The organism is Ruegeria sp. HKCCD3925 (assembly GCF_057221175.1).
This window is the reverse complement of record NZ_JBWVBI010000006.1, coordinates 25669-38251: the sequence shown is the minus strand read 5'-3', so window position 1 is coordinate 38251 and position 12583 is coordinate 25669. Positions and strand designations below refer to the sequence as shown.

Below are 12583 nucleotides of genomic sequence, written 5' to 3'. Positions count from 1 at the left end.
GTTTCTACCCTATTGCCGAGGCGGTCGGGCCTTGTAAACCGGCAACTGCCAACCGAACAGCAGAGATCCGGCGCGCAACGCCCAGCAAATCAATGCACATAAGCCCAATGCCAGCAGGCCTTCCAGCCCGAGGCGGGTGGCAAACACAGCGGTCAAGGCTCCGATAAAGGCGCAGGATACATAAAGCTCACCCTGTTTCAGTACCAGCGGCACCTCGTTGCACACCACGTCACGCATCAAGCCGCCCAAACAGCCCGTGGTCACCCCCATCAGCACTACGATGATACCGGATTGATCCAGTGACAACGCTGCACCCGTGCCAGCAGCGACCGCGATGGACAGGGCGAAACTGTCCAACCAGACCAGCCAATTATACCGGCTTTCCACTAGGTGAGCGGTAAAAAATACCAGCACCGCAGCGCCGCAAGCGATCAGGATATAGGCGGGCTGACCGACCCAGAAGATCGGATGTCGGTCCAGCAGCAAGTCGCGTACGGTACCACCGCCCACTGCCGTCAGACAGGCGATGAAGGCAAACCCGACCAGATCAAGCTGCGCTCGGCTGGCCACCAGCGCACCGGTCAGCGCAAAGACCAAAACCGAGGCGTAATCCAGCAGGGCAAGCCCGCTCACGCCTGCGCCTTCTTAGGTTTGAACGGGGCCATGCCGGCGCGTGCCAACTCATCCGCGCGTTCATTTTCGGGATGGCCCGCATGACCCTTGACCCATTCCCATGTCACCTGATGCCGCTCTTGCGCCTCATCCAGCCGCTGCCACAGATCGACATTTTTGACCGGCTTCTTGTTCGACGTCTTCCAGCCGTTCCGCTTCCACCCGAAAATCCATCCCGTAACGCCGTTCTTCACATAAGCGCTGTCGGTGACGATAGTCAGTTTCGAGGGCCGCTCCAGCGTCTCCAAAGCACTGATTGCAGCCAGCAGTTCCATCCGGTTGTTGGTTGTCTCGGCTTCGCCTCCGCTCAGCTCGCGTTCTTTCAGGATGGTCTCGCCATCCATCGCGCGCAGCAGTACGCCCCAGCCGCCGGGGCCGGGATTTCCGGAACAGGCACCATCGGTATAGGCAAAGAGATCAGGCATGAGCGAATACCAGAATGAACCCGTCGTAAGACCCGGCCAAACCTTTCCCCATTCCCTGCACGGTACGATCAATGGTGAAACCTGCCGAGGTCAGGGCGTCCTTGATCTGGGCCTCTGAATAATAGGTATAGTAACGGTCCAAATCATCACGATGCTCGCCCGTGCCCAGCTTCATTCCCAGGAACAGCTGCCCGCCCGGCTTCAGTGCGGTGTGGATCGCGTTCAGATGACGCGGGAAATCGGCGCGCGGGGCGTGCAGCAGGCAGAAACTGGCATAGACGCCGTCATACTCTGCCACCTCGGTGACGTCATCGAAGGTGCCAAGGTGGGCGTCAACACCGTTGCTCCGCGCATGTTCAACAAAGGCAGGGGTGGCATCCAGCGCCCGTACCTTCAGCCCTTGCCGCATCAGAAACGCGCTGTCTGATCCGGGACCCGAGCCCAGATCCAGCACATATCCACCCTCGCGGACCGCATCTACAAAAGCCTGACGCGCCTCTAGCTGCTCGGCGGGCAGGGGGATCCTTAGGTAATCCGCAACGCGATCCGTGTAGGCCTTGATGGTCCGTTCATCACTCACAGGTAAACTCCCACAGCAAGACAGGTCAGCACGACAGCGGTTAGCAGGACGCGCAGCTGCATCCACCAGACCGGGGTCAACCGCCAATATGAGAACATGGCGTCCAGCAAAAGCAAGCCCGCAAACCCATACATCAGGTTGGTGCCCGCATTCACCGGACCGCCGCCGGTCGTGAAAAATGCCCAAAGTGCAGGCAACACCGACAAGGTGTAACAGGCCGCAGCTTTGCTGCCTGAGGTTTTGGTGGCGAAGCCCCACAGCACGCCCGACATGAAACTCAGGATTACCGAGCCATAAAATAGCTGAATATACGGCCCCACGAAGCGCGACCCCAGCATCTGCCGACCCCAATCGTTCAAATCACCGTTCAGATAAGTCAGCGCGCCCCAGACAAACGGGATCAGCCCAGCCAAACCAAGGAATAACGGCGCGCGGGGGATGCCGCTCATGCTGGTTCCCGCAATACGCGGGGAACTTTGAACTCGACATTCTCGACAGCGGTTTCGACTAGCTCGACGGTGACATCGTAGTGGTTGCGGAATGCATCGATCACCTCGTTCACCAGCACCTCGGGCGCGGATGCCCCGGCGCTGACCGCAATGCTGGAAATCCCCTCCAGCGCACGCCAGTCGATCTCGGTCGCGCGTTGCACCAGCTGCGCATAACTGCATCCGGCGCGCGAGGCGACCTCGACCAGACGACGTGAATTCGATGAGTTCGGCGCACCCACCACCAGCAAGGCATTGGCTTTCGGAGCGACGGCTTTCACCGCTTCCTGCCGGTTGGTGGTGGCATAACAAATGTCTTCCTTGTGCGGCCCGACGATGGCGGGGAAGCGGGCCTCAAGCGCGGCAATAATGTCCTTGGTGTCATCCACCGATAGGGTTGTCTGGGTGACAAAGGCCAGCTTTTCGGGGTTACGCACAGCGACCTGCGCCACATCTTCTACCGTTTCAACCAGCAGTACCTCGCCATCGGGCAGCTGTCCCATGGTGCCGATTGTTTCGGGATGGCCCTTGTGACCAATCATGATCATCTGCAGCCCGGCATCCGCGTGGCGCTGCGCTTCGACATGCACCTTGGATACAAGCGGGCAGGTGGCGTCGACATATATCATCTCGCGCTGGGCTGCTGTGGCGGGCACCGATTTTGGCACACCGTGGGCCGAGAAGATCACGGGGCGATCATCAGGGCATTCGTCCAGCTCCTCGACAAACACGGCACCCTTGGCGCGCAGACCGTCGACGACGAATTTGTTGTGAACGATCTCATGGCGCACATAGACAGGCGCCCCCCATTTTTGAAGGGCCATTTCCACAATCTTGATGGCACGGTCCACACCAGCGCAGAATCCGCGCGGGGCGGCCAGATATAATGTCAGCGGCGGCTTTGTCATTCGGCGATCTCCTGGACCGAACACCTAGGTCTTTTCATTGCCATGGTCCAGACAGCACTGCGTCATTTCACTGACATGAATCGCTGTTAGCACAAGGGTGTTTTCAGCACCTATACCTTTAAAGTCGCGCGGCCAGGGCTTCTGGCCCTGGCCGCGCATATTCTTGCCAACCCCCATTGGTGAGTGGTGGGGTTTGGTGGGGTCAGTGCCCGCCTGCAGCTGCGACGCTGCGGGGTTCAGTCGGCATCTCGCGCGGAGGGCGGCCGATCACGTCGCGCAGATCCTCCAACTCGATGAAGTTATCGGCCTGGCGGCGCAGTTCGTCCGAAATCATCGGCGGCTGGCTACGGATGGTCGAAACAACGGAAACACGTACGCCCTGCCGTTGCAGGCTTGCGATCAGCGGGCGGAAATCCCCATCGCCCGAAAACAGTACGATATGATCAACGCGTGGTGCCAGTTCCATGGCATCGACGGTAAGCTCGATATCCATGTTTCCCTTGACCTTCCGACGCCCCATGCTGTCGGTGTATTCCTTGGCCGGTTTGGTGACCATGGTGAAGCCATTATAGTGCAGCCAGTCCACCAGAGGCCGGATCGGGGAATACTCGTCATTTTCCAGTAGCGCTGTGTAGTAGAAAGCTCTAAGCAGTTTGCCTCTGCGCATAAATTCCTGACGCAGCAACTTGTAGTCGATGTCAAACCCCAGTGCTTTGGCGGCTGCATAAAGATTCGAGCCGTCGATGAACAGCGCTAGCCGTTCGTCCTTGTAAAACATAAAATGGTCCTTCCGGTATAAGCCACCGCACCGTGAGCTCCGTGAGTGATAAAGTAATAGGTCAGTGCAATGGTGTCCTTAAAATAGGTGTTTTAGGCTTTATCGCAAGTATTCTCTGGTCCGAATATGGGGTCTGAAGTGGACAAAACCTTGTCAAAAGCGGTCATTGCCCTAGGGGCAAATCTCAGTCTGAGAGGTTGTGGGCCCAAGGTGACACTTGAGCGGTCGCTGATCGCGATGACCGAGGCGGGCTTGGTGATTCGCAAGACAAGCCGGTTTTTTGCCACCCCATGCTTTCCAGCAGGGGCAGGGCCGGACTATGTCAACGCAGCGGTTTTGATCGAATCGGACCTCACGCCACAGGGTGTTCTGGACCTGCTGCACCGCATCGAACATGATTTTGAGCGCGCCCGTGAACAGCGTTGGGGCATGCGCACTCTGGACCTCGATCTGGTCTTTTGGGATGAACTTGTGCTGCCGGATGACGCCGAATACCAGCGCTGGCTGACCCTTCCCCCCGAAGATCAGACCAAATCTGCGCCGGAACACCTAATCCTGCCCCATCCGCGCTTGCAGGACCGCGCTTTTGTGCTTGTTCCCATGATGGATGTCGCCCCCGATTGGCGCCATCCCGTTCTGGACCGGACAGTGACGCAGATGGTTGCAGCCTTGCCGCCCCATGAGGTGGCAGAGGTCAAGCCTCTGTGATCCTCGCATTTGCGGCATTTCTTGCTTGTCAAGGCGGGGATTCGCGCTTAGATAAACCCCTTCCTGCCACGGATTCATTTACGGAGAGCGCCCCATGGCCCGCGTTACGGTCGAAGATTGTGTAGACAAGGTCCCGAACCGGTTCGAACTGGTGATGCTTGCAGCCCACCGGGCACGCGAGATTTCTGCTGGTGGCCCGATCACCGTTGACCGCGATAACGACAAGAACCCTGTCGTCTCGCTACGCGAAATCGCCGACGAAACCCAAAGCGCTGATGAGCTGCGCGAGCGTCTGATCGAAGCCAACCAGACCCAGATCGAGGTTGATGAGCCCGAAGAAGATCAGATGGCCCTGCTGATGGGTGCGGAATCTGACAAGCCTGCGGATGACGACATGTCGGAAGAAAAGCTCCTGCGCGCTCTGATGGAGGCCCAGGGCCAGGGGTAACCCAAGCGACAAAGGTGCGGACCGGATGATTTCAGAAGAAGACCTGATTGCGCTGGTCCGCAATTACAATCCCAAGACAAATGCCGACCGCATCGAAAGGGCCTATGAATTTGGCCAACAGATGCATGAAGGCCAGTTCCGCCATTCCGGCGAGCCCTATTTCTCGCACCCCGTTGCCGTTGCCGCCATCCTGACCGAACAGCGTCTGGATGATGCGACCATTATAACGGCCCTGTTGCACGACACGATCGAAGACACCAAAGCCAGTTATGGCAAGGTTACCGAACTGTTCGGGGATGAGGTCGCCAAGCTGGTCGATGGCGTCACCAAGCTGACCAACCTGCAGCTGTCCAGCCGTGAGACCAAACAGGCCGAGAATTTCCGCAAGCTGTTCATGGCCATGTCCAAGGACCTTCGGGTTATTCTGGTCAAACTCGCCGACCGCCTGCACAACATGCGCACGATCAAGGCGATGCGCCCAGAAAAGCAGGTGCAAAAAGCGCGTGAGACAATGGATATTTACGCGCCGCTTGCGGGCCGGATGGGGATGCAATGGATGCGCGAGGAACTTGAAGACCTTGCCTTCCGCGTCCTGAACCCCGAAGGCCGCCAGTCGATCATCCGCCGCTTTATCACTCTGCAACGCGAAACCGGCGACGTGATCCATCGCATTACCGGCGACATGCGGCACGAATTGGAAAAGGCGGGCATTGAAGCCGAAGTCTTTGGCCGTGCCAAGAAACCCTATTCGATCTGGCGCAAGATGCAGGAAAAGGATCAGGGTTTCTCACGTCTGTCCGACATCTACGGGTTCCGCATCATCACCCAGACCGAAGAAGACTGCTATCGCACACTCGGTGCCATCCACCAGCGCTGGCGCGCGGTGCCAGGGCGATTCAAGGACTATATCAGCCAGCCGAAATCGAACGGTTATCGCTCGATCCACACAACGGTATCGGGGCGCGACGGCAAACGGGTCGAGGTTCAGATCCGCACCCGCCAGATGCATGACGTGGCCGAAACCGGCGTTGCAGCGCACTGGTCCTATCGCGACGGTGTGCGGTCCGAAAACCCCTTTGCGGTTGACCCGGCAAAGTGGATTGCAAACCTGACCGAGCAATTCGACAGCGAGGATGATCATGAGGATTTCCTCGAAGCTGTGAAGCTCGAGATGTATTCGGACCAGGTGTTCTGCTTCACCCCCAAGGGCGATGTGGTGAAACTGCCGCGTGGGGCGACGCCGATTGATTTTGCTTACGCAATCCACACCCGCATTGGTCATGCCTGCGTGGGGGCCAAGGTTGATGGCATTCGTGTGCCGCTCTGGACCCGGCTCAAGAACGGTCAATCGGTGGACATCATCACCGCCGATGGCCAGAGCCCGCAGGTCACTTGGCTTGAGATCGCAGTTACCGGCAAAGCCCGCACCTCGATCCGCCGCGCCTTGCGCGAGGTCGACCGGGAACGCTTCATCAAGCTGGGTAAGGAACTGGCCCGCGCCGGGTTCGAAAACCTGGGCCGCAAAGCCACCGACAAGGCGCTGGAAACCGCTGCCAAACACCTGCGTTTAAAAGATCGGGACGAGTTGCTGGCCCGTCTGGGCAGTGCCGAGTTGACCGCCCATGAGGTGGTCGAAGCGGTATATCCCGAACTCACCAAGGATGATGGCGACGCGATCTCGCCCCGCCGTGCTGTGATCGGGCTTGAACCGGGCCAGAAATTCGATCGTGCCCCCTGTTGCCAGCCACTGCCGGGCGAGCGCATCGTCGGAATTACATATCGCGGCAAGGGTGTTGTCGTGCACGCCATCGACTGCGATCGCCTGACCGAGTTTGAAAATGAACCCGAGCGCTGGGTTGATCTGCACTGGCATTCGGGCACCCACCCCGCCGTCTATGGCGCGACGCTGGATTTGACCATCGGCAATGATGCCGGGGTGCTGGGGCGTATTTGTACATTGATCGGCGAGAAAAAGGCCAATATCTCGAACCTCGAATTTGTCGACCGCAAACCGGATTTTTATCGGCTGATGATCAATGTCGAACTTCGCGATCTTGAACAGCTGCATTCGCTGATGCTGATGCTCGAGGCTGAAAGCGACGTTGCTGCGGTCGAACGGTACCGGGAAAGTGCGAAACCCGCCGTTGCGGCTGGCTGAGAAGGGGTGATCACGAGTGGTTTTCAAGCGCCGAGATCGCCGCTCGCCTGTCCAAGTCGCGTCAGAGTTCGTCTATCCGCGCGGCGGATGGACCCGTGCCTTTCACTATGTCAAACATCGGGTTCGGCGCCTGCCTGACAGCCCGGAACGCATCGCGCGTGGCATCGGGGCAGGGGTGTTTGCCTCGTTCACGCCTTTCTATGGCTTGCATTTCCTGGTCGCCGCCGTGCTGGCGCGGCTGCTGAACGGCAACATTCTTGCCGCGCTCAGCGGCACGTTCTTTGGCAATCCCCTGACCTATGTGCCGATCGCGGTCATCAGCCTGCAAACCGGGCATTTCCTGCTGGGGACCAAGTTCCGCAAAGACGATACCGATGGGTTGATGGGGAAATTTGCGGATGCGATGGGCGATCTCAAGGACAATTGCATCGCCATGTTCACCCATCGCGAGGCGGACTGGCACGGGCTTAGCCGGTTCTATGACGATGTGTTCTTTCCTTATATGATCGGCGGCGTCATTCCAGGCATCGTGGCCGGAGTGATCTGCGCCTATCTTAGCCTGCCGCTTATCCGTACTTATCAGCAACGCCGCCGCGCCAGAATCAAAGCGAAGTTTGAACAAATCAAACGCCTTGCTCAGGCAGAGGCTGACGTTCCCCCGACAAAACCACTAGGCTCGACCTCAGGGACAATGAAGGATTCGAAAGATGTCTGACAACCGTTTGCGTCTGGGCGTGAATATCGACCACGTAGCCACCGTGCGGAATGCGCGCGGCGGGGCCTATCCGGACCCACTACGCGCCGCCCGGATCGCGGAAGAGGCCGGGGCCGACGGCATCACAGCACATCTGCGCGAAGATCGCCGCCACATCTCGGACGCCGATATCGACGGGTTGATGGAGATCCTGTCGGTGCCGCTGAACTTCGAGATGGCCGCAACGGACGAGATGCAGAAAATCGCCCTGCGCCACAAGCCGCACGCTGTCTGCATCGTTCCCGAAAAGCGCGAGGAACGCACAACCGAGGGCGGGTTAGAAGTCGCGCGCGAGGAAAATAAGCTGGCCCATTTCATTGCGCCCTTGCGCGATGTGGGCTGCCGCGTGTCCATCTTTATCGCCGCCGACCAGCGCCAGATCGACGCCGCCCACCGCATTGGGGCCGAGGTGATCGAACTGCACACCGGTGCCTATTGCGATTTCCACGCCGAAGGCAAACTGGACGACGCCGCGCGCGAACTGGAAGCCCTGCGCGAGATGTCCGCCTATGCCCATTCGCTGGGTCTTGAAGTTCATGCGGGTCACGGGCTGACTTACGACACCGTACAACCGGTGGCAGCCTTCCCTGAAGTGCGAGAGCTGAATATCGGCCACTTCCTGATCGGCGAGGCCATCTTTCGCGGCCTCACCCCGGCGGTTCACGAAATGCGCCGCCTGATGGACGAGGCGCGGGCATGATCACACCCGGTTTTGTGGCGATCTGGTTTGCATGGCTCATGGCCGGGGGCTCTCCGGGCCCTGCCACCATGGGCATCGCCGGAACCGCCATGAACGAAGGCCGCACCGCCGGTCTGGCCTTTGCGCTGGGCATCTGCGCCGGGTCCGCCGCGTGGGGCATCGCCGCCGCACTGGGGCTGTCGGCGATCATGCTGGCCAATGTCTGGGTTTTCGAGGTGATCCGCTATATCGGCGTCGCTTATCTGGGCTGGCTGGCGCTCAAGGCGCTACGTCGCGCGCTGACTTCGGATGAGGTCGCGCTGGGCAATCCGGTCACCGGCTCATTGGGCACGATATTTGCCAAGGGTGCAGCGATCCACCTGACCAACCCCAAGGCGATCCTCAGCTGGGGCTCGATCTACGCCATCGTTGCGCCAAATGACGCCAGCCTTGCTATGCTGCTGGGTTACTTCGCCATGCTCTATGCGGGTTCACTGCTGATCTTCATCGGCTACGCCTTCTTGTTTTCGTCTGCGCGCATGGTCAACGCCTATCGCCGCGCCCGCCGCTGGTTTGATTTTGCCTTCGCGGGTTTCTTTGGCGTGGCCAGCTACAAGATTCTCACGGTGCGCCTGTCATGACCTCTGAGGTGCAAGGATGATCCGACATTGCGTGATGCTGCGACTCAAGCCCGATCACGACACCGCAGAGCTTGCCGCTGTGATGGATGGGCTGGGCGCGGTCGCAGACCGTTTGTCGGGCTGCGGTGGCTTCATCCACGGCCCCAACCGCGATTTTGAGGCAAAATCCCCAAGCTATCCCTACGGCTTCACACTGGATTTCGCGGCTCAGGCCGACCTACAGCGCTATGCCAGTGACGAAACCCACCGGCAACTTGGCGCACGGCTTGTCGCGCTGTGCGTGGATGGGGCCGAGGGCGTCTTGGTGTTCGATCTGGAAACGCCCGACGCGGCCGACCAATAGGAGACGAGGGACTGTCATGAAAGCAATCACCTATCGCGGATTTGGTGCGGCGGCGGATGTCCTTGAGTTGGTCGACCTGCCCACGCCCAACCCCGGCCCAGGCGACGTTCTTGTCCGGGTTCACGCCAGCGGCATCAACCCCTCAGACGTCAAGCTGCGCGGCGGCGCGCGCCCTGGCGCCGTGATGCAATACCCGATGGTTGTTCCCCACTCGGACGGGGCCGGAGTGATTGAGGCCGTAGGCGAAGGGGTCGATCCCGCGCGCGTCGGCGAACGTGTCTGGATCTGGAACGGCCAATGGCAACGCGCTTTTGGCACTGGGGCCGAATACATTGCGCTACCCTCCGAACAGGCCGTATTCCTTCCAGATACGACCCGCTTCGCCGAGGGCGCGTGTTTTGGTATCCCAGCCTTGACTGCATGGTACGCGCTCTATTGTGACGGACCGATCACTGACCAGACCGTGCTTGTGACCGGCGGCGCAGGCACGGTTGGGCGCTACGCCTGCCAGATGGCCGCGCTGGGTGGTGCGCGCGTTATCACAACGGTCAGTTCAGATGAAAAAGCCGCCCATTCCGGCGCGTCCGAATGGATCAACTACCGCACGCAAGACGTGGCCGAGGCGGCGATGGACATGACCAACGGCGCAGGCATAGACCGCATTGTCGAGGTTGATTTCGCCGCCAACCAACCCGCTTCCCTTTCTATGATCCGCCCCGGTGGCACCATCGCCAGCTATGCCTCGGCTTCACAAATGAAGCCCGAACTGGATTTCTATGGCTTCATGTTCAAGAACATCCGCCTGCATATGCTGATCGTCTACCAACTCGACGCCGCGGCCCGTCGTCGCGGCGAGGCGCAGTTGGGCCAGTGGCTGGAACAAGGCGCACTGTCCCACGCCGTCGTCCCTGGCGGAGGGCTGATGGATGCGGCAAATGCACACGCAATGGTCGAGGCGGGGCAAAAGCTCGGGACCGTTGTGTTGGAGGTCTGACATGATCCTCGGCATCGGCACCGACCTCGCAAATATTGATCGCATTCAGGGCACGCTCGACCGGTTCGGCGACCGCTTCCGTAACCGTGTCTTCACTGAAACCGAACAGCGCAAGGCTGAGCGTCGCGCCGATACTGCGGGCACCTACGCCAAACGCTGGGCCGCGAAAGAGGCGTGCTCGAAGGCGTTAGGCACCGGCCTGCGGATGGGGATCGCGTGGAAGGACATGGCGGTGACCAACCTGCGCACCGGCCAGCCCGTTATGCATGTCACCGGCTGGGCCGCCGAGCGTCTGAAAGAAATGACTCCCGAAGGCCACGAGGCGATCATCCACGTCACCCTGACCGATGATCATCCCTGGGCGCAGGCCTTTGTGGTGATCGAGGCCCGCCCGCTTCAAGAAGCGCCCGAGCAGCCTTGACTTGCCCCCAACTGACCCGCATGTAGCACCCCAACCACGCAGAGACTGGAGAGAGCAGTATGGCCGAGGAAGCCAAATCCGGAAACGCCATTTGGGAGACGATCAAAACCATCGTCTATGCCCTGCTGATCGCGGGCATTTTCCGCACCCTGTTCTTTCAGCCGTTCTGGATTCCTTCCGGGTCGATGAAGCAAACCCTACTGATCGGGGATTTCCTCTTCGTCAACAAGATGGCCTATGGCTATTCCTATGCCTCGTGCCCCAGCCTTATCATCCCCAGCGTTGGCCTCAACATCGATGCCGAAGACATCTGCGGCTGGATGCAGAGCGATGACAACTCGCGTCTGATCGGCGGCGACCCTGATCGCGGCGATGTCATCGTCTTCCGCCATCCGGTCACAGGGCGCGACTATATCAAGCGACTGATCGGCCTGCCGGGTGATCGTATCCAGATTCGTGGAGGCCAAATCATCCTCAACGACACTCCTGTGCCGCAGCAACCCGACGGTGTGTTCACCGAAGTTTCTGAACCGCAGGGCCCACAAGGCCTACGCCCGCGCTGTTCCAACGGTCCCGTCGGGATCGGCGGTGTTTGCGAAAAGAACCGCCTGATCGAGACCCTGCCAAATGGCGTGTCCTACGACGTGCTGAACATCGGCAATCAGGGCTCCGACAATACCGGGGTCTATACCGTACCCGAGGGCCACTATTTCTTCATGGGCGACAACCGCGACAACTCGGCCGACAGCCGCTTACCGCAATCCGCTGGTGGCGTGGGCTATGTACCTTACGAAAACCTGATCGGTCGCGCCGACAGGATCATGTTCTCCTCCGCTGGCCGGTCCATGCTGTTCTTCTGGACATGGCGCGGTGACCGCTTCTTCAAGGCGGTCAATTGAAGCTATCGGCTGAGATAAGGGCGTTCCAGCAGCGCTTGGGGTATGAGTTTTCCGACCCTGAACTGCTGGTGCGTGCGCTGACCCACGGCTCGGTGTCCTCTGCCACGCGCCCCGACAATCAGCGTCTTGAATTTTTGGGCGACCGCGTCCTGGGTCTCGTCATGGCCACTGCTTTGCTTGAGGCCGACAAGAAAGCTTCCGAAGGCCAACTGGCCCCCCGTTTCAACGCGCTGGTGCGCAAGGAAGCCTGCGCCGATGTGGCCCGCCAGATTGATCTGGGTGCGGTGCTGAAACTGGGCCGGTCCGAGATGCTGTCCGGAGGTCGTCGCAAGCAGGCCTTGCTGGGCGACGCGATGGAGGCGGTCATCGCGGCCATCTACCGCGACGCAGGGTTCGAGGCTGCCCGAGACGTGATCCTCGCCCTCTGGGGCGATCGCATCCACAAGGTCGAGGCCGACGCCCGCGATGCAAAAACCGCCCTGCAGGAATGGGCACAGGCCCGCGGCCAGAAACCACCCAGCTATGTCGAGGTCAAACGCACCGGCCCTGACCATGCCCCGATCTTCACGATCGCCGCTCGTCTGCAGAATGGTACCGAAGCTCAGGCCACCGCAGGCTCCAAGCGACAGGCCGAACAGGCAGCGGCAAAGGCGTTGTTGGAACAGTTGTCTTGATCCTCTGCGCAGC

At 59.9% G+C, this 12583-nt stretch carries 17 protein-coding genes; 11 read left to right on the top strand and 6 right to left on the bottom strand.

Features of this window, described 5'->3' with window-relative positions; all coding sequences use genetic code 11:
- Positions 1–9 precede the first annotated feature (9 nt).
- The 6 genes from AC2TEM_RS15235 to AC2TEM_RS15210 form a co-directional block, all read right to left on the bottom strand.
- Positions 10–633: a trimeric intracellular cation channel family protein gene (locus AC2TEM_RS15235; RefSeq protein WP_170392625.1), complete on the bottom strand. Its 624-nt coding sequence runs from the start codon at positions 631–633 to the stop codon at positions 10–12.
- Positions 630–1097 carry a ribonuclease HI gene (rnhA, locus tag AC2TEM_RS15230; RefSeq protein ID WP_170402325.1) on the bottom strand — a complete coding sequence of 156 codons (468 nt, stop codon included), beginning with the start codon at positions 1095–1097 and terminating at the stop codon, positions 630–632. The genes AC2TEM_RS15235 and rnhA overlap by 4 nt, the downstream gene beginning before the upstream one ends.
- The gene (locus tag AC2TEM_RS15225) at positions 1090–1677 is read right to left on the bottom strand and encodes a class I SAM-dependent methyltransferase (RefSeq protein WP_170425190.1); all 588 of its coding nucleotides are present in this window, start codon (positions 1675–1677) and stop codon (positions 1090–1092) included. Before AC2TEM_RS15225 ends, rnhA begins: the two co-directional genes overlap by 8 nt.
- Complete coding sequence (locus AC2TEM_RS15220) at positions 1674–2126, bottom strand: DUF3429 domain-containing protein (RefSeq protein ID WP_170425193.1); 453 nt, start codon at positions 2124–2126, stop codon at positions 1674–1676. The genes AC2TEM_RS15225 and AC2TEM_RS15220 overlap by 4 nt, the downstream gene beginning before the upstream one ends.
- Positions 2123–3073 carry a 4-hydroxy-3-methylbut-2-enyl diphosphate reductase gene (gene ispH / locus AC2TEM_RS15215; protein ID WP_170425196.1) on the bottom strand — a complete coding sequence of 317 codons (951 nt, stop codon included), beginning with the start codon at positions 3071–3073 and terminating at the stop codon, positions 2123–2125. Before ispH ends, AC2TEM_RS15220 begins: the two co-directional genes overlap by 4 nt.
- A gap of 202 nt (positions 3074–3275) precedes the next feature.
- A complete protein-coding gene (locus tag AC2TEM_RS15210) occupies positions 3276–3851 on the bottom strand; it encodes a LabA-like NYN domain-containing protein (RefSeq protein WP_039541714.1) in 576 nt (191 codons plus the stop codon).
- 126 nt (positions 3852–3977) lie between these two features.
- On the opposite strand from AC2TEM_RS15210, the gene folK reads away from it, so the two are divergent.
- The 11 genes from folK (at position 3978) to rnc (ending at position 12570) form a co-directional block, all read left to right on the top strand.
- On the top strand, positions 3978–4559 hold the full coding sequence (gene folK / locus AC2TEM_RS15205; RefSeq protein WP_480856287.1) for a 2-amino-4-hydroxy-6-hydroxymethyldihydropteridine diphosphokinase: 582 nt from the start codon (positions 3978–3980) through the stop codon (positions 4557–4559).
- 94 nt (positions 4560–4653) lie between these two features.
- Positions 4654–5007: a DNA-directed RNA polymerase subunit omega gene (rpoZ, locus tag AC2TEM_RS15200; RefSeq protein WP_010437681.1), complete on the top strand. Its 354-nt coding sequence runs from the start codon at positions 4654–4656 to the stop codon at positions 5005–5007.
- Positions 5008–5032: 25 nt separating this feature from the next.
- Positions 5033–7165 (top strand): RelA/SpoT family protein, encoded by a 2133-nt coding sequence (locus AC2TEM_RS15195; protein WP_170392619.1) that lies wholly within the window; start codon positions 5033–5035, stop codon positions 7163–7165.
- 16 nt (positions 7166–7181) lie between these two features.
- On the top strand, positions 7182–7880 hold the full coding sequence (locus AC2TEM_RS15190; RefSeq protein ID WP_170392618.1) for a DUF2062 domain-containing protein: 699 nt from the start codon (positions 7182–7184) through the stop codon (positions 7878–7880).
- Positions 7873–8619, top strand: coding sequence for a pyridoxine 5'-phosphate synthase (locus AC2TEM_RS15185; RefSeq protein WP_170392617.1), 747 nt, complete (start codon positions 7873–7875; stop codon positions 8617–8619). The genes AC2TEM_RS15190 and AC2TEM_RS15185 overlap by 8 nt, the downstream gene beginning before the upstream one ends.
- Entirely contained in the window at positions 8616–9239 is a 624-nt protein-coding gene (locus tag AC2TEM_RS15180) for a LysE family translocator (protein ID WP_170425202.1), read from the top strand. The genes AC2TEM_RS15185 and AC2TEM_RS15180 overlap by 4 nt, the downstream gene beginning before the upstream one ends.
- 16 nt (positions 9240–9255) lie before the next feature.
- Positions 9256–9582 carry a Dabb family protein gene (locus AC2TEM_RS15175; protein ID WP_170425205.1) on the top strand — a complete coding sequence of 109 codons (327 nt, stop codon included), beginning with the start codon at positions 9256–9258 and terminating at the stop codon, positions 9580–9582.
- A gap of 16 nt (positions 9583–9598) precedes the next feature.
- Positions 9599–10576, top strand: a complete 978-nt coding sequence (locus tag AC2TEM_RS15170) for an NADPH:quinone reductase (RefSeq protein ID WP_170425208.1) — start codon at positions 9599–9601, stop codon at positions 10574–10576.
- A gap of 1 nt (position 10577) precedes the next feature.
- Positions 10578–10997, top strand: coding sequence for a holo-ACP synthase (gene acpS, locus AC2TEM_RS15165; protein ID WP_170425211.1), 420 nt, complete (start codon positions 10578–10580; stop codon positions 10995–10997).
- Between the two features lie 59 nt (positions 10998–11056).
- On the top strand, positions 11057–11896 hold the full coding sequence (lepB, locus tag AC2TEM_RS15160) for a signal peptidase I (RefSeq protein WP_170425214.1): 840 nt from the start codon (positions 11057–11059) through the stop codon (positions 11894–11896).
- Positions 11893–12570, top strand: a complete 678-nt coding sequence (rnc, locus tag AC2TEM_RS15155) for a ribonuclease III (RefSeq protein ID WP_170402298.1) — start codon at positions 11893–11895, stop codon at positions 12568–12570. Before lepB ends, rnc begins: the two co-directional genes overlap by 4 nt.
- Positions 12571–12583 lie beyond the last annotated feature (13 nt).